The organism is Leptolyngbya sp. FACHB-671 (genome assembly GCF_014695745.1).
Lineage (GTDB): Bacteria > Cyanobacteriota > Cyanobacteriia > Elainellales > Elainellaceae > JAAUTN01.
In genome coordinates, this window is sequence record NZ_JACJOV010000153.1 from 233,278 (window position 1) to 255,414 (window position 22,137).

At 49.1% G+C, this 22,137-nt stretch carries 15 protein-coding genes and 1 tRNA gene; 9 read left to right on the forward strand and 7 right to left on the reverse strand.

Going from position 1 to position 22,137, the window contains the following annotated elements; translation table 11 throughout:
• Window positions 1-26 precede the first annotated feature (26 nt).
• Entirely contained in the window at window positions 27-1,742 is a 1,716-nt protein-coding gene (locus H6F93_RS26410; RefSeq protein ID WP_242043622.1) for a BamA/TamA family outer membrane protein, read from the reverse strand.
• Between the two features lie 330 nt (window positions 1,743-2,072).
• Between H6F93_RS26410 and H6F93_RS26415 the strand changes: the two genes are divergently transcribed.
• Window positions 2,073-3,194 (forward strand): iron-containing redox enzyme family protein, encoded by a 1,122-nt coding sequence (locus tag H6F93_RS26415; RefSeq protein ID WP_190645147.1) that lies wholly within the window; start codon window positions 2,073-2,075, stop codon window positions 3,192-3,194.
• Here H6F93_RS26415 and nfi read toward each other — a convergent pair.
• From nfi to lepA, 4 genes are all read right to left on the reverse strand, one after another.
• The gene (gene nfi, locus H6F93_RS26420; RefSeq protein ID WP_190687420.1) at window positions 3,191-3,850 is read right to left on the reverse strand and encodes a deoxyribonuclease V; all 660 of its coding nucleotides are present in this window, start codon (window positions 3,848-3,850) and stop codon (window positions 3,191-3,193) included. The two genes, H6F93_RS26415 and nfi, sit on opposite strands and share 4 nt — an antisense overlap.
• A gap of 187 nt (window positions 3,851-4,037) precedes the next feature.
• The gene (locus H6F93_RS26425; protein WP_190645145.1) at window positions 4,038-5,429 is read right to left on the reverse strand and encodes a UDP-glucose dehydrogenase family protein; all 1,392 of its coding nucleotides are present in this window, start codon (window positions 5,427-5,429) and stop codon (window positions 4,038-4,040) included.
• Window positions 5,430-5,568: 139 nt separating this feature from the next.
• Window positions 5,569-6,522, reverse strand: coding sequence for a UDP-glucuronic acid decarboxylase family protein (locus tag H6F93_RS26430; RefSeq protein WP_190645144.1), 954 nt, complete (start codon window positions 6,520-6,522; stop codon window positions 5,569-5,571).
• Between the two features lie 412 nt (window positions 6,523-6,934).
• Complete coding sequence (gene lepA, locus H6F93_RS26435; RefSeq protein WP_190687422.1) at window positions 6,935-8,737, reverse strand: translation elongation factor 4; 1,803 nt, start codon at window positions 8,735-8,737, stop codon at window positions 6,935-6,937.
• Between the two features lie 432 nt (window positions 8,738-9,169).
• Here lepA and H6F93_RS26440 point away from each other — a divergent pair, with 432 nt between their 5' ends.
• From H6F93_RS26440 to H6F93_RS26465, 6 genes are all read left to right on the forward strand, one after another.
• On the forward strand, window positions 9,170-9,400 hold the full coding sequence (locus tag H6F93_RS26440) for a hypothetical protein (protein WP_190687426.1): 231 nt from the start codon (window positions 9,170-9,172) through the stop codon (window positions 9,398-9,400).
• A 275-nt stretch (window positions 9,401-9,675) separates the two neighbouring features.
• Window positions 9,676-11,466, forward strand: a complete 1,791-nt coding sequence (locus H6F93_RS26445; RefSeq protein ID WP_199314053.1) for an ATP-binding protein — start codon at window positions 9,676-9,678, stop codon at window positions 11,464-11,466.
• A 144-nt stretch (window positions 11,467-11,610) separates the two neighbouring features.
• Window positions 11,611-12,564 carry an asparaginase gene (locus H6F93_RS26450; RefSeq protein WP_190645140.1) on the forward strand — a complete coding sequence of 318 codons (954 nt, stop codon included), beginning with the start codon at window positions 11,611-11,613 and terminating at the stop codon, window positions 12,562-12,564.
• 64 nt (window positions 12,565-12,628) lie between these two features.
• Window positions 12,629-12,705: transfer RNA gene (locus tag H6F93_RS26455), tRNA-Met, on the forward strand.
• Between the two features lie 152 nt (window positions 12,706-12,857).
• Window positions 12,858-14,330 carry a slr1306 family protein gene (locus tag H6F93_RS26460; RefSeq protein WP_190687430.1) on the forward strand — a complete coding sequence of 491 codons (1,473 nt, stop codon included), beginning with the start codon at window positions 12,858-12,860 and terminating at the stop codon, window positions 14,328-14,330.
• 3 nt (window positions 14,331-14,333) lie between these two features.
• Window positions 14,334-15,083: a DUF8692 domain-containing protein gene (locus H6F93_RS26465; RefSeq protein ID WP_190687433.1), complete on the forward strand. Its 750-nt coding sequence runs from the start codon at window positions 14,334-14,336 to the stop codon at window positions 15,081-15,083.
• On the opposite strand, the gene mnmH is transcribed toward H6F93_RS26465, so the two are convergent.
• Both mnmH and H6F93_RS26475 read right to left on the reverse strand, forming a co-directional pair.
• Window positions 15,080-16,111, reverse strand: a complete 1,032-nt coding sequence (mnmH, locus tag H6F93_RS26470) for a tRNA 2-selenouridine(34) synthase MnmH (protein ID WP_190687436.1) — start codon at window positions 16,109-16,111, stop codon at window positions 15,080-15,082. The genes H6F93_RS26465 and mnmH overlap by 4 nt on opposite strands.
• Window positions 16,112-16,200: 89 nt before the next feature.
• Window positions 16,201-18,495 (reverse strand): slr1591 family oxidoreductase, encoded by a 2,295-nt coding sequence (locus H6F93_RS26475; protein ID WP_347277358.1) that lies wholly within the window; start codon window positions 18,493-18,495, stop codon window positions 16,201-16,203.
• A gap of 545 nt (window positions 18,496-19,040) precedes the next feature.
• On the opposite strand from H6F93_RS26475, the gene H6F93_RS26480 reads away from it, so the two are divergent.
• Both H6F93_RS26480 and H6F93_RS26485 read left to right on the forward strand, forming a co-directional pair.
• Window positions 19,041-19,409, forward strand: coding sequence for a response regulator transcription factor (locus H6F93_RS26480; protein WP_190645136.1), 369 nt, complete (start codon window positions 19,041-19,043; stop codon window positions 19,407-19,409).
• A 23-nt stretch (window positions 19,410-19,432) separates the two neighbouring features.
• Window positions 19,433-22,096, forward strand: coding sequence for a response regulator (locus tag H6F93_RS26485; protein ID WP_190687439.1), 2,664 nt, complete (start codon window positions 19,433-19,435; stop codon window positions 22,094-22,096).
• Window positions 22,097-22,137: the final 41 nt, after the last annotated feature.

The following is a 22,137-nucleotide window of genomic DNA, read 5'->3' on the forward strand; positions in this document are numbered from 1 at the left end:
ACCCAACCTACGCCGCTAAACTCCAGCTAGAAGCGATCGCCAACATTAAAGATCACTTCACTATCCCCCTGATCATTCAGTCCAAACTCCAGCCGCACTGGTCCAAAGGGCGTTCGGGCGCGTAAACCTACTCCATAACCCAAACCGTCTCCCGGCTTGTCTCGAACTTCTGCGGGTTCACCCGGTACGTTGTCCCCCGTCCCTAAATCAGTTGCGTAGTCCACAAACAGCGTGCCACCGACATCAATATCTTCGTCAAAGGCAGTGAATCCAAAGATCGGAAAACGATATTCAGCCGTTCCCTGAAGGAAACTGCGACCCGTGCCAATTTCACCGCCACCATAACCCCGCACCGAGCCAGCCCCGCCCAGACTAAATGCTTCATAGGGCGGCAAGTCGCCGATAAATGTACCTCCCTGTACGTTCAGCACTAATGTGCGCGGACCTTCGGTGAAGCCAAACAGCGACAAGGGAATGAATCGGGTGTAGCTAGCAGCCAGACGGTTGAATAAGATATTGCCCTCGCCAATCGGAATTGATTGGTCAACGCCAACCCGTAATCGGTCGCCCTGAGTAGGATAGAGGCGCTCGTCCCGGCGATCGCGCACCGCCGAAAAGTTAAGCGTTAGCAAATCATCCTGTCCATCTTCGTTAAAGGTAAGCCGATTGCCCAACTCATCTTCAGGAGCAATGTCAGAGCTGAACGCCTCATCCCGCACCGAAATCCGCTGGTAAGACACTCCTAGCGCCGCCACAAAATCTGGCGCAAGCGGACGGAAAAATTCAACTCCACCGCCCAGCCGATGCACCCACGGATCTTCGCCATTGGGCAAATCAACCTCGCGATCGCCCTCATCAAATTCCGGTTCGATTCCCCGCTGATTAAACAGATTTATGGCATAACCCGTGCGGGATGAACTGCCCGCAATCCAGGGATCTCTAAAGTCCAAGTCAAACCCCAAGGTGTTTTCACCCGCTTCAACCCCTAGCGACAGCGTCTGATTATTACCCCCAATGTTTCGCAACCCAAACCGCACGCCACCTGCCGTCCCACCTGCCCGATTCGACAAAGGCAAAACGGTGACAGGACGGGCAGGGCCCTGAAGCGCAGTCGGCGCTGCCAGCGTTAACCCCGGCACGACGAAGAAGCGATCGCTTTCCAGCACATTCACAACCATGATCACCTGTCCATCTTCGGCAGGTTCTAACTCCAGCGTTGCCTGTCGCACAATACTCAGCCCGGTGACCCGCTCCAGCCCTTGTTGCGCTAAGTCTTGGCTGTAAGCGTCTCCTGGCTGCAAGTTAAACTCTCGCGTGATGATGAAAGGTCGCGTCGTTCCTTCAGTTGGCTGTCCGTCCTCATCTACAAATTGCACTTGAATATCCGCAATGGTGGCTCCTTCAACCGGTGGCGCAACTGTTTCACCTTCAGGTGGCAATTCTTCGGCTGGCTCTGGTTCTGTTTGCGGCGACAGTGGTTCTTCTGGAGGAAGAGTATCGATTGATTGAGTTAGTAAGGTTGAGGGAGAAGGGGGAATAGGCAATCGCCGCATCAACAAATCCTCTGCTCCAGCAGCAGCGGGTTGCAGAAGTGGTTGACTTGATTCACCTTCCAGCTCACCAACCGTTTGTGCCTGACTCATTTCAATAAACAATAGATTCGCAAATACGACTCCTCCCGCCACAAGCCCAAGAAACTTTAGATCCAATAACCGGCAGCACTGCACTCTGTTTCTTTCCATAAACTCCTCATCGACTCACACAACGACTGCGAACCAACGAACCCATCAAATTACGAAACCTGGCAAGTTAGACATTAAGCGCCATCACTTGCACCGATACGCAGATGTAATAAATCTCCTGCCTGCTACAAAACTGGGCAAAGTGTTGAACTCTCCTCTAAACTTTACAATCCTTGCTCCACGCCTCATACCTTAGAGGGATAAAAGTCTGATGTCTATTGAAATAGGTACAAGGTTCAATATTTCATGGAATATATCTACGACTGAATACAGATGGATCTAGCCAAGGGGTTTCGGAAGATGGTAGTGAATATTACATAGATAAATTCCATGCACGGTAATCAGGTTACACTTCCAAACCCTGACCTAGAGGCAAGCTGGAGAACAACCGCCCAGCTAACTAAAGCGGATTACGCTCAGGCGGAGCAACACTTTACTCATTTATTAGAAGTAGAAGATTTGGATCAAAATCTAGACCGCCATGTCGAGCGCGTTAATGCTTTTGAGCAAGTCTTAGATTTAGCGATTTCCGCAGCCTACCAGTCAGCAAACTGCTCTAACTTGGCCCGTCTATTTACACAGCGAATTTTGTATCGGATCAATCGCCTAAAGCTGTTTTGGTTTGATGATCTGCGAAATTACTGCAACGAACGCTCCGTTTATCTACAAGACGTGCGGGATCAGATTGAACTGTCCTGGCAGCAGTGGGAAGCCTCACAGCTATCGCTGGAAACGTTGCAAAATCTGGATGTTACCCAAGCACTAACCGACCGAGCCGCTGAGGATCTGGAGCCAGAGCTATCAGAAAATGGCAGATATTTTCAAGAGGAAATGCAAGAAGCAGGGTATCGTCGGTTGCTGGCGATCGCCTCTCTTGACGGCTTGGTAGAAGCCAGTCAACTATCCCGCACCTTGGGCGGCGTTAGCAACGAGATTCAATCTGTTCTAACTCGCCTGCTGGTAGAAGAATACGGAGCAGGTCGGCTCAACCGCAAACATTCCTCCTACTTCACCCGAATGCTAGAGGAATTAGACATGGAAACTGAGCCAGAAGCCTACTTCGGTCTGGTACCCTGGGAAGTTTTGGCAACAATCAACCACAGTTTCTTGCTATCTGAGCGCAAGCGGTACTTTTTGCGCTACGTAGGTGGATTGCTACACACAGAAATCTCGGTCCCTGCTGCCTTCAGCGTTTATAGCAACGCCGCCCAGCGGTTGGGGCTTTCAGAAAACGCTACGGGCTACTGGGATTTGCACATCAAAGTCGATAAATTGCATGGACGCTGGATGCTCGACGAGGTTGCTTTGCCACTGATTAACCAGTACCCCAATGATGCTTGGGAACTAGTGTTTGGCTATGACCAGCAAAAGCTAATGGGCGATCGCGCTGGAGCAGCAGTTGCGGCACTCTGCCGTGAAGCTGACCAAAATGCTTCTAAACGGTTCACCTAACCTGAAGCCAGCTTGTGAGCAAAGCGAGTTGTTTCAGGCAGCCGATACTTTGGAGTACAGGCAAGCACATATTCAATCGATGTTTCCAGACTGATTCGGTGTCCAGGCGAAATGTAAAGCGGTTTTGTGTTGGGACGCGTCCGCAAGACCGCTCCGATTGTTTCGCCTTTGTGTAGCAGGGCTACCCAACTTCCTTTTTGATCTGGCACCTCGCCATGTTTACCAAACAGCCGGGACTTTGCCACTCCGACAGTAGGCAAGTCTACCAACAGCCCTATGTGAGAGGCAATGCCCAATCGACGCGGATGGGCAATTCCCTGTCCGTCACAGAGCAGCAAGTCCGGTGTGATTGTGAGCTGCTCCAAGGCATCCAAAACGGCAGGCACTTCTCGGAAAGACAACAACCCAGGAATATAGGGAAACGAAGTGGGGCGGCGGGCGATCGCCTGCTCTTTCAACTCCAATTCAGGAAAACTCAAAACTGCTACCGCAGCACGAGTAGTGTCTCCATTATCCTCAAACCCCACATCAACTCCTGCGACAAAGTCCACAATACCGAGACAGTCGGTAGTGATCACCCGCTCTTTCAGGGATTGTTGGAGGGCGATCGCCTCCTCAGCCGTTTTTGCCCAATCATATTCTTGGTTAATCTTCATGGCGACCACCCTTCTCGTAGCCTTGCCCTCATTCAGGCACATAAAAAATAGGGGCAAGCGACTGCACTTAACCCCTACCAAACGTTATCCTAATTTGTCAGAACTCGGCCAAAAGCAATATTGAGTAAGCAGCAGACGACAATGGGCTTAAGCCCATTGTTTCGCGACAGACAACCTCCGTATTGGCTTAGCGACCGACCCCTACATAGCGGAAACCAACCGCTTCCAATGTTTCTTGATCCAGGAAGTTACGACCGTCAATCATCACTGGGTTGTTCATCAGCTTAGACATTTTGGCGTAGTCAAGCGTACGGAACTGTGCCCAGTCCGTTACGAGAACTAGTGCATCACAACCATCAGCCAAACGCTCTGGATCAGTTTCCACAATTACATTCGACAGCCCGTGACGCATTCCTGTTTGTGAAACCAGCGGGTCAAAAGCCTTAACCTTGGTGCCCAAACGGGACAAGTTTTCAATCAGGTCAAGTGCGGGTGCGTCTCGCATGTCGTCAGTGTCAGGCTTAAAGGTCAAGCCTAACAGTCCCACGGTCTTGCCTTTGAGAATTTTCAGGACTTGCTGAAGCTTCTCAATCGTGATCAGTCGTTGGCGCTGGTTGACACTGACAGCTGCCTTAAGCAGCTGTGCCTCGTAGCCGTAGTCATCTGCCGTATGAATTAGCGCTGAGACATCTTTGGGGAAACAAGATCCACCCCAGCCAATGCCTGCTTGCAAAAATTTGCTGCCGATGCGGGAATCCAAACCGATGCCTTTGGCGACTTGAGTGACATCCGCACCTACGCGATCGCAAATATTTGCGACTTCGTTGATGAAGCTAATCTTGGTCGCCAGGAAAGCATTTGAGGCATACTTCACCATTTCAGCCGAGCTGATGTCGGTGACAACTACAGGCACCGTTGGAAGAGATTGGTCTGCGGCGAACTGACGAGACACAATCGGAGCATACAGCTCTTTCATCATGGCGACCGCCTTCTGACTGTTGCTGCCCAAAACAATCCGGTCAGGATTGAAGGTATCGAATACCGCTGAACCTTCCCGCAGAAATTCTGGGTTGCTCACCACATCAAAGTCAGCTTCAACCTCAGATGGAGGCAATTCTTCTACAATCCCGCCAGCAGGAACCAGAGACTTTTGCCGCTCAGCAATGCCATCTAGTACAATCATTCGCACCCAGTCACCAGAACCAATGGGTACAGTTGACTTGTTTACAATTACTTTATAGCCGCCATTCAGGTTAGAGCCAATTCCACGGGCAACCGCCTCTACATAACGGGTGTCGCTCTCTCCAGTAGGCAAAGGAGGCGTGCCAACTGCAATAAATAAAACCTCGCCATGAGATACACCAGCAGCCAAATCGCTAGTAAACAAAATGCGCTGATCCTGAATTGCACTCTGCATCAGTTCTGATAAGCCAGGTTCAAAAATAGGGGATTGCCCTGACTGCATTAGTTTGACTTTCTCTTCATTGTTGTCAACGCAAATTACCTCGTGCCCGATGTGCGCTAAACAAACTCCGGTGACCAAGCCAACATATCCTGTACCAATGACACAAACACGCATAGGGGTGCATCCTCGCGAAAGAGCAGATTAGTGAAACAATGAGTGTGGAAAGAGCGGTAACTAATCCCTACCTAAAGATAGAAATTGTTATGTCTGAAGGTAAGGAATTGTCAGTAAACCTGACAATTCCTCAAAGGGATTACTTTGAAATTGGCTGAGGACTGCGATCGCCAATTCGAGTCCTAAAGTCTTCTACAGTTAATTGCAAACCCTCCTTCAAGGGAACTGTAGGCTGCCAGCCTAACCAGGTTTTGGCTCTGGTAATGTCTGGCTTGCGGCGACGGGGATCATCCTGTGGCAGAGTTTCAAATTTAATCTCTACATCAGGATTGACCATTTGCTGCACTGCTTGAGCCAACTGTAAAATCGTGTACTCATCCGGGTTGCCCAAGTTAACTGGACCCGTATGGTCACCATTCATCAACCGCATCAACCCTTCCACCAAGTCGGAGACGTAGCAGAAGCTGCGGGTTTGCGAACCTTCCCCATAGACCGTCAAAGGTTGATTTCTTAATGCTTGCACCACAAAATTGCTAACGACACGACCATCGTTTTCTAGCATTCTGGGTCCATAGGTGTTGAAAATTCGAGCAACGCGAATTTCTACGTCATTCTGGCGGTGGTAGTCGAATGCCAAGGTTTCCGCAACTCGCTTGCCCTCGTCGTAGCAACTGCGAATACCGATGGGATTAACGTTGCCACGATACTCTTCTGTCTGCGGATGAACCTCTGGATCACCATAGACTTCAGAAGTGGACGCTAATAAAAATCTAGCCTTGACTCGTTTTGCGAGTCCCAGCATATTCAGCGTTCCCATCACATTCGTTTTGATGGTTTTAACTGGGTTGTACTGATAATGTACCGGAGAAGCTGGGCAAGCCAGATGATAAATCTGATCCGCTTCTAACCGAATCGGCTCAGTGATGTCGTGACGAATCAACTCGAAGTAGGGATGATTCAACCAGCGGAGCAAGTTCCGCTTGTGACCTGTGTAGAAATTGTCTAAACAGATTACCTCATGCTCATCTTCGAGCAGGCGATCGATGAGGTGGGAGCCAATAAAACCCGCACCACCCGTGACTAGGATTCGCATAATTTTGCAGCTACAGTTATTTGAAGTAGGAGGGCTGAATTGTTCAAAATGGTCGCTAGACCTGCACCCTCGCCAGCCAGGATTTAAGCTTCAAGCTAACCTGGAATCAAAGTATCGTCCAGTCCTGACAATGTTGTTAGCGCTTTGTAAGCAACTTAACAGAGATTTAAGGTCTGATGAGGACATAGGGTGTATGGTTCACCAAATCTTCAACGCTCTATTAATCGTTGTTGAAGAATTTTACAAACTCAAGTTCCCCATGTCCGTTACAAATATGTAAGTGTCGAAAGGCTGATTTTGAAATCGAAAACAAAAATGGAGGATAGGCGATACTATCCTCCATTTTTTTCATTAACCTTCGTAGCTATAGCTACATATCTCAAGGCATCTAAAGCAGGAAGGGAATAAACCACTAAAGTTTTAGCACTGCCATAAATGCTTCTTGAGGTACGTCTACTGTCCCAATTGATTTCAAGCGTTTCTTACCCTTCGCCTGCTTTTGCAATAGTTTTTTCTTACGACTGATATCACCGCCATAACATTTAGCTAGTACATCTTTACGTAAAGCCGGAATGCTTTCACTGGCAATAACTCGACTGCCGATAGAGGCTTGAATCGGAATTTTAAACTGATGACGCGGGATCAGTTCTTTGAGCTTCTCGACCAATGCTTTGCCGACGTAATAAGCCTTGTCGCGGTGAACGATGGTCGCTAAGGGATCAACTGGATCACCATTGATTAGGATGTCCAGCTTGGCTAAGGGGTTCTCTCGGTAGCCAATCAGATGATATTCCATGCTGGCGTAACCTCGCGACCGCGACTTCATCTGGTCAAAAAAGTCAGTCACGACTTCTGCCAGAGGCAATTCGTAGGTTAGGGTAGTGCGTCCCTGAGCCAGATATTTCATGTCTTTAAAGTCACCGCGCCGATTTTGGCTTAGCTCCATCAAAGCTCCAACGAACTCCTCCGGCGTGATCATATCGACTTTGACGTAGGGTTCCTCAATTTTTTCACGCTGTTGAGGATCGGGCAGGAGACTGGGGTTGTCGATCATGACAACTTCACCATCAAGTTTAGTGACCTGATAGATCACAGATGGCGCTGTTGTGATTAGATCCAGCCCATATTCGCGCTCCAAGCGTTCCTGGACGATTTCCATGTGTAGCAGACCCAGGAAGCCACAGCGAAAGCCAAAGCCCATTGCGCTGGAGGTTTCCGGCTCATACTGCAAAGCGGCATCGCTGAGACGCAGCTTTTCGAGAGCTTCGCGTAAATCTTCAAACTGGTCTGCATCAGTGGGAAACAGCCCACAAAATACCATTGGCTTTGCTTCGGTATAGCCGGGCAGCATAGCCGAGGCAGGATTTTTTGCCTGGGTGATAGTATCACCGACGCGGGCATCTTCAACCGATTTGATGGCAGCGGCAATGTAGCCCACTTCGCCAGCGTGCAGCTCTTCGACCTGAAGTTGGGTTGGGGAAAGCACGCCCAATTCGTCAATTTCGTACTCTTTCTTGGATGCCATGAGCCGGATGCGATCGCCCTTCCTCACCGTTCCATCCATCACCCGGAAATAGACAATCACGCCCCGATAGCTGTCGTAATAGCTGTCAAAAATCAGGGCACGGAGCGGTTCCTCTACCGTATCTTGAGGTGGCGGCACCAGGTAGACAATTGACTCCAGAATTTCGTTAATTCCGATTCCTTCTTTGGCAGAGGCGAGAATTGCGCCGCTGCAATCGAGTCCAATAATCTCTTCAATTTCTGATTTGACTCGCTCGGGGTCAGCGCCAGGCAAATCAATTTTGTTTAACACTGGAATAATTTCCAGATTATGTTCTAACGCCAGGTAGACGTTTGCCAAGGTTTGCGCTTCTACCCCTTGGGAGGCATCAACCACGAGCAAGGCCCCTTCGCAAGCGGCAAGCGATCGCGACACCTCATAGGAAAAGTCAACGTGACCAGGGGTATCAATCAGATTTAGAACGTATTGCTGCCCATCTCTGGCGGTGTAGTTCATCCGAGCAGCTTGCAATTTGATGGTGATGCCCCGTTCTCGCTCCAACTCCATGTTGTCGAGAAACTGCTGCTTCATCTCGCGATCGCTCACAGTACCAGTTACCTGGAGCAAACGATCTGCCAGAGTAGACTTGCCGTGATCAATGTGGGCAATGATAGAAAAATTACGGATACGAGAGACGGGTACGTCAGTCATAGACCTCAGCAAACGAGCAAAAAATAAGAGTAGTAGATAAAGCAGGCTGCCACTTAAAAACTTTGGGACAAGTGTCTGCCTTTTAATCTTGCAACACAGATGAGGTAGCTTGCCCCTAATATCTGCCTGCAAAGCCTGTACTGACCTCGCCTAAATACCAAAGTTACTTAAAGTATTGTAATGCTTCCCTATCAATCAAGCATGTTTTAGCTTTTTATCAAGATTTTTAGCTAAGGGAGAACATGCAGAGTAAGCTTCTGACCTAATACTTCTCCCTAGCAAGGGTAAGATTGTGATCAGGGCCGACTAAGGCAGCTTAATTAGAATCCGTGATTCCATCCTAATTTGTAGTCTTGCCGAAGAGTGCAGCGTAGAATAACGAATTAGTGGAACTTGAAGTGTCCCGCGTCAAAAAGAGGACTTCTTTATTTTATGAATGAACCTGCTGCCAATTCTGAGCAGTTATCGAACAAAGTAAAGCTCTCAATCCAAATGGATGCTGAACTCCTGGACCAGATCAGCCATCTGACTAACGACCCCAGTAAGGTGATTGAGGTCGCTGTCAGGCAATGGTTGCGTGGGGGTGCGCGGCGAGATGACGACCTGACTCGGACACTACAACGTAATCCACCTGTTCCGCCACGGGGTGAGTGGAATGACTAAAAGCTATGTAAACTCAACTCAAACCAACCTGTGTTTGTAGGAAAGTTAGCTAGATTAGTGACTAGAAGTGACTAGAATTTGGTTAACAAAGTGGGTGACACTTCTCCAAATGCGGGTAAATTGGGTGAGGGTAAAAATCTAAATCCCGTTTCAAAGTTTTGATTTGGGTACAGGTATCTGCTGGTTGCATCTATCTTCAGCTAATTTAGGCAAATGCTTAATCCTTACATCTTGTAGTTTCCAGTTCTGCGCTGATGACTCCGCACAGTGATTCTATGCTTCCCCTGACTGAGTCTACAGACTTGATAGCTGGCAAAAAGCATGACGGCTGCTTAAATACTCCTGGCATTGACCTGGTTTTTACTCAGGATGTTACAGGTCAATATTTGTCGTTTTATTGGCGAGACGCATCTCACTACCATTTAGATTTAAGCCAAGTTGTTGGGCACCGAATTGGAGAAGCGTTTAGCCCAGTGGCGATCGCCCCTTATCTCAATCGAGTGCGGCACGTCCTAGAACACCTGACCCCTGAAAAATTTAACTACCCCTTCCGCTGCGCTGATCAACATCTGGTGTTTGACCTGACCATCAGCCCGATTTTGATGCCTCACGGCACAGCAACTAGTATCATCGTGACTGGGCGTTTACTCTACACTTGCCCAGAAAATCAGGCACTAGAGCTAATTGATTCTTTAGTTCATCCCGTTGCTATTGCGAACCCGGAACGATATCAAAAACTGCTGACCCAAGTTGCCTGGAACGTTCGCCGCACCCTCGACCTACAACTCATCTGGCAGCAGACTGTAAGCGGTCTGGGTGAAGCCCTTGCCGTGAGCCGCTGTCTGGTCTGCTCCTATCAACCGCTCGATACCGAAGTAGAAGTCGTTGCTGAATATTGCCAATCTGACGTTGAGTCAATGCTAGGTGCAAGGCTACAGCTAACCGAAGAACTTCATCTCGGTCAAGCCTTGGCAACGCTAAAGCCAGTTTTTTTGACCTGTACCGATCAGTCAATCAATCAAAACTACTCAGTCTTGACAGTTGCAACCTGCTACAAAGACCAGCCCAACGGGTTAATCATTCTGCACCAGTTTGACCAAAACCAGGCTTTAAGCGAAGTAGAAATCAGGCTGGTGCAGGAGCTTGCCGATCAGGTTGGCACAGATATTGCCCATGCCACCCTGTTTGCAGAAAGCCAAACACTTGCCGTTGAGTTGCAAGAGGCAAATGCCAGACTGTTGCAAAAGCATCGAGAACTGGAAGAAGCCCGCCATCAGGCAGAAGAAGCCTCTCGGCTGAAAAGCGAGTTCTTGGCCAACACCTCTCATGAACTGCGAACTCCCCTGAACGGCATGATCGGCTTTTTGAAGCTGATTATGGACGGCATGGCAGACGACCCAGCCGAGCAAAGCGAATTTATTCAGGAGGCTTACCATTCAGCCGTTCACTTGCTCAGCATTATCAATGACATTCTTGATATCGCCAAGATTGAAGCAGGTAAGATGGAGCTAGACCTGAATCCGGTCAAGCTAGACGATCTGCTCAGTGACGTAGAGAACTTTACTCGAACCCAAGCTCAACAGAAAAACTTGAGCTTTGAGATTCGCACCCCGGCAACCCGCGATGAAGTGATTTTGATGGGCAACTATCAGCGGTTGTTGCAAGTGATGCTCAACCTGGTTGGCAATGCTATCAAGTTTACCCATCAGGGCGGTGTGACGATTAGTGCTGAAGTAATCCACAAAAAAGTTGTTGTCCAAAACCAGGAGAAACCTGGCATGGTCAAGATTAGCGTTGCCGATACAGGCATTGGCGTTTCTCTGGAAAAGCAGGACAAACTGTTTCAATCTTTTAGCCAACTAGACGGCTCTCGCACACGCCAATATGGCGGCACAGGTTTAGGGTTAGCCATTTCGCAGAAACTTGTAGAAGCGATGAGCGGGGTGGTGAACTTCTACAGCATGGGCGAAGGGTTGGGTTCTACGGTCACGTTTACGGTGCCGCTCTATCAAGATCCTGTGATGACCTCCGCCCAGATTGGCAATGCAGCTGATTTATTGCTCTAGTAAATTATTGAATTTTGGGTGTGGATTTGAGGGCTGGAGCAATACCTTCGCGCTCAGATTTATCTTTGGTTTAGGTTATCCATTCAGCCAAAGCGCTATAGTGAGGGATTGCACGGAAGTTCAGAGTGTGTCAGAGTTTTAGCCATGACTATGGGAAAGCGAACACAAGCGGCAGAGCTAGAAGTCCGTCTGTTGCGAGAAGGAATTATTGAATCAAGGCATCACGTTCATGCGGTTGTGTGTGATGACCGGGGGCGGGTTTTGTCAGTGGCAGGGAACTCGGAGACGGCTGCTTTTGTTCGTTCGGCGTTGAAGCCTTTTCAAGCCCTGGCAGTGACGACGACGGGCACGATGGAGCGCTATAACCTGAGCGATCGCGACTTAGCAATTATCTGTAGCTCTCATAAAGGCACGATTGAGCAGGTCAGGCAGGTTTTTAACATTCTTTGGCGTGCTGACATCGATCCGTCAATGCTGCAATGCCCGATTCCTGAAGGAAAGCATAGCCCTTTGCAATACAACTGCTCTGGAAAACACGCTGGGATGTTAGCAGTTTGTCAGCAACGCAGCTGGTCGTTTAATAGTTATCTTCAGCGCAACCACCCAGTTCAGCGATTGATTCTGGGCAAAGTTGCTGAGTTGCTGCGAATGCCTGCAGAGGAATTTATCAGTGCTCACGATGACTGTGGCGCACCCACCTACTTTATGCAGCTAGGGCAAATGGCAACTTTGTATGCCCTGCTGGCTTCAAGAGACAACCTGGATATGGAACGCATTGTCCGAGCAATGACCCATCACCCAACGATGGTGGCAGGGGATGGCGAATTTGACACGGAGTTGATGCGTTTGTCAGAAGGGGAACTGGTAAGCAAGTCCGGTTCTGAAGGAATTCAGTGTATTGCCAGATTGGGCGAAGGGTTGGGGCTGGCGATCAAGGTGCTGGACGGGGCAAAGCGAGCCAAATACGCAGTAGCAATTCACATTTTGAAACAGATGGGCTGGATCAGTCCGACGATCGCTGAAACCCTATCAGAAACCTACATGACCCAGGGTAACTTTAAGCGATTAGATGTCGTTGGCGAGCTTTCTTTGCTCTGACCTGCAAAAAAAACAAAAAAAGAACACCACATTTGCAAATAACCTGCTATATTTAGAAAGGCGATGCGGGGTAGAGCAGCCTGGTAGCTCGTCGGGCTCATAACCCGAAGGTCAGTGGTTCAAATCCGCTCCCCGCCACCAAATAAACGAAAGCCCTGTAACTAAGAAGTTGCAGGGCTTTTGTGTATGAAAAATCATTAGCGATTTTGACCATTCCTCCAGAAGCAGGGCTGGGACTCAGTAGAATGAAAGTACTAGCGAAGGCAAACGCAGGATTGAGAGGCAAAGGTTAAATGGATTTTAAGCTGCGGAAACCCATTTTGGTGGGAGGGTTGGGGTTGACGGCTGGGGTTTGGTTACTGCACGGACTCAACCCTGGAGTTGCTGATTTTAGCGGTACTGCCATTTGGGGGGCACTTACTGTCAGTTCTGGCTTTTGGTGGCTACGCAAGCGATCGATCAAACCGCTCGACCTGACGGTTCCAGCGATACCTGTTGATCGGACTGCTGTAGAAAAAGCACTGTCCGCAGTTGAAACCTTAGTGAAGCAACTGGCAGCAGAAACTAACACAGGAACTCAGACTGCCGCTCTCACCAGCTTTCAGGAGAAACTGACCCAACTAACCGCCGAACTAGAACGCAATGAAATTCGTTTGGCGATCGCAGGCGGTCAATCTGTCGGTAAGACGGCTCTAACTCAATATCTGACTGAGAACTGGGTACCTCAATCCCAAAAGATTTCTATCAGCGACACCGTTGGACTGTTTGCTGAACCTGGAGAAGCTGGGGAAACGCTCGCACCAGAAGTTGATTCAGCCGATTTAGTGCTGTTCATCACGGCTAGCGATTTGACCAGCCCAGAGTATCAGACGATCCAGCAGTTGCTAACGCGACAGCAGCGAGTTTTGCTGCTGTTCAATAAACAGGATCAGTATTTGCCCGATGAGCGCCCGTTGGTGCTGCAACAGATTCGGGCACGGGTGCAAGGACAACTGGCTACAGAAGACGTGATGGCGATCGCCACTGCTCCTGCACCGGTTAAAGTGCGGCAATACCAGTCTGGAAGCGTTCAAGAGCGACTGGAGCAGCCTGCCGCTGATGTAGCTGGGTTAAGCGATCGCCTGACTCAAGTTTTGGCAGAAGAAGGTCAGCGATTAATCTTATCTACCGTGCTGCGTCAGGTCAATCTACTCCGACTTGATGTCCAGAATGCATTGAATCAGGTGAGACGCGATCGCGCCCTACCTCTAATTGAGCAGTCTCAGTGGATTGCTGCTGCTGCTGCCTTTGCCAACCCTGTCCCAAGTTTAGATTTGCTGGCGACTGCTGCAGTCAATACTCAACTGATTGTTGACTTGGGCGAGATTTATCAGCAAAAGTTCTCCTTGCAGCAGGCAAAAACAGCTACAGGTACGCTAGCTGACCTGATGGTTAAGCTGGGCTTGGTCGAGCTATCTGCTCAAGCGATCAGTCCTTTGCTCAAGAGCCATGCCGTCACCTTTGTAGCGGGTGGTTTGATGGAGGGACTGAGCGCTGCCTATCTGACTCGCTTAGCAGGGCTTAGCTTGATTGAGTATTTCCAGGAGCAAAGCTACGTCCTTGACCCCAATGCAGCCCCTTTCCAGGTTGATCGTTTGACTCAAAAACTGAAAGCCGTATTTCAGGACAACCAACGAACAGCTTTCCTCCAGGCTTTGGTGCAGCAGGGAATTAGCCGTCTTGCCCCAGCGCCAACGCCAGTGCTTCCTGGCAGTGCAGCTAAGTAACTGATGGCATTTCATAGAGTACGGCAGGCTAGTCAGCGATTGTTGATTAGCCTGCTGCTCGTTGAAGCGCTAATTTTGCTGGTTTATCTAAGCAGCATTCGGGCGACGGGCACGGCTTATCCGCCATTTGATTTTAATGGTCAGGCTACGGTGCCATCTTTGCTGCAAGCGCTGCATTTTTTGGCGATCGCTCTAATCATCCTATGGATATTAGGACAGCGATATTTTCACCGAGTTTCTCTTCAAAGATCAAACGGTTTTGCTCCAGGGAAACTATTTAGCCGCTCCCAAAAATCGCCTGCTCAAATTCCTTCTCTAGCTTTCCTCATTACCTTTGCAGTATTAGTTTTTTATGCCGCAATTGATGAAGTTTTCAAAATTCATTTGCAGCTTCATCGACTGCTAGCAGGTCAGAACTGGAAATGGCTTTATCTCGGTCTGTTTGCAGGCATCATGGTATGGCACTGTCGGAGTTTCATTCAACTTTGGCGGCACTCTCAAAGAGAAACTTACCTGGTCCTGCTGGGCATTGCGATTTTTGTCCTGGGTGGATATGGGTCTGAAATTCTTAAAGATTTTCTGCTTGATGCTGGCTCTTATCAGAGCATTGAACACGAAACATTTTGGGGATTACCAGTCGAAAACTTGAGAATTGCCTACGAAGAATTATCAGAATTGATTGGCGAGAATTTGATCCTTTACGCTTGTCTTCAGTTTGTTGGAAAGCGCCTAGAACTGGGGAAAGTCGTTTAATAGAGTTCTTGACAGTAAAACCTTGCTTTTTCCAGCAAAAGTGCTGCACTTTCTGCGTCTGACAAACCCGTGACATCAACACTATAAATCGGCACTTTCCGCTTTTCTAAATCGTATTGATAGGTTTTGTCGTAGTACTCCAAAATCAGGTCAAATGCTTCAGTAAGCTGACGCTGTTGGAGCAGGGCGATCGCCTGCTGAGTCCGCAATCCACCTAAACGCTTGCGAATTCGTTCCGTTGCACTAATCAACTCCTCGGTATCTGCTGAGCCGTACACCTCCACTAACAGCCCTAATCGCTCAGCACGCGGGCGAACCACCTGAATAATCGGAGCCTGCAGCATCTGCTGGAATAGCGGATCAGGCACACGGCACATGCCGATTCGACAGCTTTCGGCTTCAATCCAAATGGGTTGGGCTGGGTCAAAGTTAGACCAAGCGATCGCCACTCGATTCTCAAAATGCTCATTCGAGGGCTGCGGCGGCAGACCCAAACTACCAAAACTGCTGCCTCGATGACTTGCTAGTTGCTCCAGATCCAGGGTTTGTGCACCCTGGGCTGCCAAGGCGGTGAGAATGTTAGTTTTGCCAGTTCCCGTCATGCCGCCCAAGGTAATGATTGGCTTAGGCGTTTGGCAGGCGTTCAGCGCCCAATTGCGAAAAGTTTTATAGCCACCTTTTAGCGTAGAAACTTGGAATCCAGCCATCTCCAGCACCCAAGCGACGGCTCCGCTCCGCATTCCGCCACGCCAGCAGTGAATCCGAACCTGTTTGTCGGGTGCCAAGGCTTTTGCCTGGGTGATGAAGTTAACGAATTTTGGACCCGCGATCGCAAACCCCAACTCCACTGCCTGATCCCTTCCCTGCTGCTTATAACAAGTCCCCACCTGCGCCCGTTGTTCATCCGTAAACAGGGGAAAGCTTTCAGCCATGGGAATGTGCCCCTGAGCATACTCGCTAGGACTTCGCACGTCCAGGATGATGCCCTGTGCGTTCAGGAAATCGGAAATCGGGAGGGAGTGGGGCATGGAGGGGCTGGGGACTAAGGGTTAGGATTCTATAGAACGGCATCTGGCCCGCTCGCTAGTTCTACGTTAGGAGAACTTCAGAGATTACCCTATCTATTGACTATCGTAATGGGGAGTTTGCTCTGAGCGGAGGGAAGGACATTCCCGATAATGTGGCTATGAGGGTATCCCGCAGATTGCAGGCAGGCGAGACAGTCGCTAGCGCGATCGCCAGGAACAGCAGCCAGCAACCCACCCGATGTTTGGGGATCAAACAGCAGGGGAAATAGGGGATGACTACTTACCTGGTCGAGATTCTGAATTTGACGGGAGGCTTGAAGATTTTGAGCATAGAGAGAACTGACAATACCTTGCTGGAGCGTATTTTCTGCACCATCCATAACTGGGATCGCTTCCAGGTTTAATTCAACGGAAGCTTGGGAGGAGCGGAGCATTTCTGCCAGGTGTCCTATGAGCCCAAAACCAGTGATATCAGTGCAGGCGATCGCTCCACATTCCCGTAAACAGGCTGACGCGGCTTGATTAGAAAGCAACATAGACTGAATTGCAGCTTCGATCCAGCGTCCTTTTGCCTTCAGTTGCATATCAGCAGCAAACAGCGTCCCCGTACCCAGCGCTTTGGTCAGAATCAGGACATGTCCAGGCTTCATACCGCTCTTTCGTAACAGGCGATCGGGGTGAGCCAATCCATTGCATGACAGTCCAAACGCCAGATCTGGACCTTCACTGGTGTGTCCACCAACCAGGACAGCCTGAGCTTGATTGAGTGTTTTTACTGCACCTGAAAGCAGTTGATATAAAGTTTCTTCGAGTTTGGCTGGGGTGGCGTAGGGAAGAGTGGCGATCGCCAGCGCACTCTGTGGCTCAGCTCCCATTGCAAAGATGTCGCTTAAACAATGATTAGTGCTGATCTGCCCAAATAAGAAGGGATCGTCGATCAGCGCGCGAAAATAGTCCACCGTTTGCACCATTGCCTGCCCCACTGGCACCTGCACGACAGCAGCATCCTCAGCGGAATCCAGTCCAATCAATACGTCTTTTCGACTTGTCCAGGCTTGCTCCTGCTGAATGCGCTTTAGAGACTTCTCTAAGGTCGAACTGCCCACTTTGGAGCCACAGCCTGCACACGGCATAGAGGACGGGGAGTTGGAGATTGGGGAGTAGGGAGTAGGGATTGGGGGTTGGGGGTTAGGGACTGGCTCTCCCATTGGCTTGAGGTGAGTGAACTGGCGCATGAATTTGCGATCGATATGGTCTTTCCAGCGCCAGAGAAGGGGGGAGGGTCCGAAAGCAAAGGGACCACGGGAAGCGAGAGCGGCACGATCGCCCGTTCCTACTAGAATCAAGTACTTCTTCTGCGGAATAAATGGCTTGAGCGGTTTGTTTAGCAGCGCATTGCGGAGATTTTGAAATAGCGGTTTGCCCTGACGGACAGCAAACACACCTGCCTTGGGGCGTGAGTGGCTCACCATTGTAGCGACATCTCCAGCGGCAAACACCTGAGAATGAGAGACAGATTGCAGCGCGTCGTTGACCTGAATGAAGCCTTGGGCATCGGTTGCTAAGCCTGACTTGCTCAGCCAGGGAGCGGCGGCAGCTTGTGTCACCCAGAAAACGCGATCGCACTCCACGTCTAGCCCTGATTCACACCTGACCAAGCCTGGCTTGACTTCAGAAACGCTCTCTTGCAAGTGCAGCTTTAGTCCGCGATCGCTCAAAATCTTGCCTAACTGCTGACCCACCCAGGGATTGCGATCGGGCAACAGGCGACTACCCCGATGAAACAGGTGCAATTCCAAGTTGGTCAAAGGCTGTTCAGCAGCCTGATAAATCCGCTGTAGATGCGCCTGCACTGACAGTGCCAGTTCTACCCCACCTGCTCCCCCTCCGACGATGCCTAACCTAAGAGGCTGATGGGGAGTTTGGGTGACCGCTTCTACCAGTTGTTCCCAGTAATGCAGAAATTGGGAAATGGGTTTAACTGGGGTGGCGTGTTCTAAGGCTCCTGGAACAGGTGATGCAGTTGGCGTGCTGCCAATGTCGATGGAGAGCAGGTCAAAAGCTATCGGCGGACGGTTGGCACACAGCACTCGATTTTGCTCTAGATCTAAACCGATCGCTCGATCAATGACCATTTGCGCCTGAGCAAATTGGCTCAAAGGGCGCAGATCAATGTGGCAATCATCAAAGCTGTAAAGCCCTGCTACATAGCCAGGCAACATTCCTGAATAGGGCGTGTGGGCAACATCGGTTATTAGCGTCAACCGCACACCGGGCAGCGGCTTCATGCCAATTTTTTTGAGGGCGATCGCATGACTGTGCCCGCCTCCAACCAATACTAAATCTCGAACGATTGGCTGCGATCGCTGCTTTCCTGCTTCCACCAAACACTACCTCATTGGAGTTAAAAAGTTACTGAGTAATAAAACCTTTTCAAGGTTTCAGTAGTTTCACGCGTCGTTTTCATAAATTTTCTTCAAATAGCTTTAATCTTAGTACTTTTCTTCCGTATAAGTACGAGTTTTTGTGAGTAGAAATGAATTTTAATCGGCAGCAAAACAATGAAAATATTTTTTGAAAGATAAAACTTTCTTAGTATTTGTTATTAGGTATAATCAAAACTCATGTCATCGTTTGAACAATTTATAGCTAGATGCAATAAACTCAACAAAGACATGCCAAACTAACTCGAAGTGATCACACGATTCATAAAAGGCAGAGCTTTCAAGCTCTTATACGAGTTTAGGAGTAGTATTTAGGACAGATTTTTTATCGAAAAGAGGCCATTACATAGCTATGGGAATTGATACTTACTCTACAGTTTTAAAATATCTGGACTACTCGGCTCAATTTACTAGGTCGAACGGTCAACATAATTGATAACTGCGCCCAAAGATCCATTTTGGACATTTCTTACAATTAGGTTCTGATGGACAAAAAAATCATTTTGATCGCAGATGATGAACCTCAACTGAGGCTCTTGGTACGAACAACACTTGAGGACGAAGATTACGACATCTATGAAGCTGAAGATGGACAACAAGCCTTGGAAATTGCAGCTCAGATTAGCCCCGACCTATTTCTGCTGGACAACATGATGCCCGTGTTGGATGGGATTTCGGTGTGTAAAGCGCTTCGCGAAAACCCAACCTTTCGAGATCGCCCAATCATCATGCTGACTGCCAAATCACAGCAGCAAGACATTGCCATCGGTAAAGCTGCGGGAGTCAGTCACTATTTCACTAAACCCTTCAGCCCACTGGAGCTTCTGACATTGATCGAAGAAATTCTTGCTTGATAAGCGATACCCAATTAATGCCCATGATTGAGCAACTTTTTAGGTTCTGGTCTAGGCTGTCAATCCGTAGCAAAGGCACAGTCGTAATTGCTCTCCCCATCCTGTGCCTAGCGATCGCCATAGTAATCTCCAGCTTGCTCAGCCGACGAGTAGAACTAGCCGAACAGGAAGTTAAGCACACTCAAGAAGTGCAGCTACACTCCGAACAAATCCTGCGGCTCCTGGTAGACGCAGAAACAGGGGTGCGGGGCTATTTGCTAACTGGAAACTCAGAGTTTCTCGAACCTTACTCCAATGCTCAAGACAAGCTGCTAGATGCTGTTGAACAACTAGAGTCGCTCAGCCAACAAAACCCCAACCAGTTGAACCGAGTAGAGGTAATCTCTAAACTCGTTGATCAAAGGCTCGTCTCGCTTCAGCGTAATATAGCGCTGCTCAGTCCCTCTAGGGGTACTGCCGTGCTGGCAGCCGAGGGAGAACGCTTGCAGACGTTGATTCGAGGAAAGTCTGCAATGGACATGCTGCGTAAGAAGCTAGGGGAATTTATTGCTGTCGAAGAAAACCGGCTAGCAGAACGACAACAGATTTTAGAACAAGAAAGAGAACTGAGCAGAGCAGCGCTTTGGCTAGCTGGAATCATTGGCATCGTGGGGGGCTTGGGAGCCAATTATCTCTATACCGTTAGTGTTGTTCGCCGAATTCACCGACTCCAGCACAATGCCCTTGCGGTCGCAGCCGGAGAGGCTTTAGCTGAACCGATCCCAGGAGAGGACGAAATTAGCCAGTTGGATCAGGCACTTTATGCTACAGCCGATCAAATTTCCCAGAAACAGGATCGGCTGCAAGCTGCCAACCGTCAAATTGCTGAAGCAGCTCGAAAAGAAAAAGCATTGCTCGATAATTCGCTAGATGTGATTTGTTCAATCGATGGGGAAGGCCGCTTTGTAGAAGTCAGTCCAGCTTCTCTTAAGACTTGGGGCTATCTCCCCCATGAGCTAATTGGTCGGTTTTACGAAGAGTTTGTGGTGCCTGACGATCTGGAAAAAACGCGGGCGATCGCCACCGAAGCTCTTGCAGGTAAATCCATCTCAGGTTTTGAAAATCGCTACGTTCGCAAAGACGGCTCTTGGATAGACATTGTTTGGTCTGCCAGCTGGTCTACCACTGAACAACTGCTATTTTGCGTCGCCCGCAACAACACAGAGCGTAAAGAAGTCGAGCGACTGAAAAATGAATTTGTCTCTACAGTCAGCCATGAGCTGCGGACTCCGCTAACCAGTTTGCGCGGCTTTAGTGAAATCCTGTTGCGTAAAGCTTGCTCTCCTGAAAAGCAGCGGCAGTATCTCACCATCATCCAAAACGAAAGCAAGCGTTTGACCAATCTGATTAATGACTTTCTCGACCTTCAGCGGATTGAATCAGGCAAACAAAACTACGACTTTGCCCCAATTGACGTGGTACCTCTGCTACATGAGACAGTAGACCTATTTGCTGGAACAGATAAACTACACGTAATTCGAGTTGAAGCTCCAGATAGTTTGCCAGACGTAAAAGCAGATAGCGATCGCATCCGTCAGGTACTTTCCAACTTAGTCTCCAACGCCATCAAATACTCTCCAGATGGCGGAGAAGTCGTAATTTCTGCGGTTCAACAAGATGCCCTCGTCCAGATCAGCATCACCGACCGGGGAATGGGCATGGCACCCGAAGCAATGGCACGCCTTTTCACCAAGTTTTATCGCGTAGACAACGCCAACACCCGCAAGATTGGTGGAACGGGATTGGGGTTAGCGCTGGTCAAAGAGATTATCGAAGCTCATGACGGACAAGTCTGGGTAGAGAGCGAACTGGGACAAGGCAGCACCTTCTTCTTCACCTTGCCCCAAGCCATTCAGGGAGCCAAAGCCATTACAAATGGAAACCATTCCTCGGGGGCGATCGATATTTTGCTAGTCGAAGACGATACCTCTTTTACCGAACTTTTGCGAGAAGAATTTAGCCACACAGGTTTACACATCGTTTCCACCGCATTTGCAGAACAAGCTCTGGAACTGATTCAGCAACATTTACCCCGTTTGATATTTCTCGACATTTTGTTGGCTGGAGAAATGGACGGGTGGGACTTTCTCGTTGCCATTAAGGGCGATCGCCAACTTGCATCACTACCCGTTATGGTGATTACCATGACAGAACCAAACACTAAAGGACTTGTCTTTAAAGGTGCTGAATATTTGCCTAAAACGGCTGCTCCTGAAATGTTGCAGCAGGCAGTCGAACATTACTTACCGCAGTCCTCTAGCAAAGTTCTGTTAGTTGTGGATGATGATCCAAACTTCCGCCAGCAGGTGATTGATTCCCTCGATGAGACGGCAGACGTACACTTTATCGAAGCTGAAAACGGCAAACAGGCGCTTGAGTACATTCAGCAGCAGTTACCTGACCTGCTGATTCTCGATTTGCTGATGCCACAGATCAACGGGTTTGAAGTGCTGCAGTTCCTGCGTTCAGACCGAAATACACTCACGCTTCCAGTGTTAGTTATGACTGGGGCTGACCTGACTTCAGCCGAAAAAGCCTACCTCAAACAAGGGTTGGCAACCCTGGTTAGCAAACAGGCGGTCGGCACAGAAGCCTTGATTCAAATTGTTGAGCAAACACTAAGCGTTGTGGGGAGAGCGCGCGGGTGAGGGTCAACTGAGTTTACAGCTAGTCAATTAGTCTATAGATT

Excerpts from the sequence above, each read along its gene's own strand:
- H6F93_RS26410 (WP_242043622.1), bottom strand. The coding sequence starts at position 1,742 with ATGGAAAGAAACAGAGTGCAGTGCTGCCGGTTATTGGATCTAAAGTTT.
- H6F93_RS26415 (WP_190645147.1), top strand. The coding sequence starts at position 2,073 with ATGCACGGTAATCAGGTTACACTTCCAAACCCTGACCTAGAGGCAAGC.
- nfi (WP_190687420.1), bottom strand. The coding sequence starts at position 3,850 with ATGAAGATTAACCAAGAATATGATTGGGCAAAAACGGCTGAGGAGGCG.
- H6F93_RS26425 (WP_190645145.1), bottom strand. The coding sequence starts at position 5,429 with ATGCGTGTTTGTGTCATTGGTACAGGATATGTTGGCTTGGTCACCGGA.
- H6F93_RS26430 (WP_190645144.1), bottom strand. The coding sequence starts at position 6,522 with ATGCGAATCCTAGTCACGGGTGGTGCGGGTTTTATTGGCTCCCACCTC.
- lepA (WP_190687422.1), bottom strand. The coding sequence starts at position 8,737 with ATGACTGACGTACCCGTCTCTCGTATCCGTAATTTTTCTATCATTGCC.
- H6F93_RS26440 (WP_190687426.1), top strand. The coding sequence starts at position 9,170 with ATGAATGAACCTGCTGCCAATTCTGAGCAGTTATCGAACAAAGTAAAG.
- H6F93_RS26445 (WP_199314053.1), top strand. The coding sequence starts at position 9,676 with ATGCTTCCCCTGACTGAGTCTACAGACTTGATAGCTGGCAAAAAGCAT.
- H6F93_RS26450 (WP_190645140.1), top strand. The coding sequence starts at position 11,611 with ATGACTATGGGAAAGCGAACACAAGCGGCAGAGCTAGAAGTCCGTCTG.
- H6F93_RS26460 (WP_190687430.1), top strand. The coding sequence starts at position 12,858 with ATGGATTTTAAGCTGCGGAAACCCATTTTGGTGGGAGGGTTGGGGTTG.
- H6F93_RS26465 (WP_190687433.1), top strand. The coding sequence starts at position 14,334 with ATGGCATTTCATAGAGTACGGCAGGCTAGTCAGCGATTGTTGATTAGC.
- mnmH (WP_190687436.1), bottom strand. The coding sequence starts at position 16,111 with ATGCCCCACTCCCTCCCGATTTCCGATTTCCTGAACGCACAGGGCATC.
- H6F93_RS26480 (WP_190645136.1), top strand. The coding sequence starts at position 19,041 with ATGGACAAAAAAATCATTTTGATCGCAGATGATGAACCTCAACTGAGG.
- H6F93_RS26485 (WP_190687439.1), top strand. The coding sequence starts at position 19,433 with ATGATTGAGCAACTTTTTAGGTTCTGGTCTAGGCTGTCAATCCGTAGC.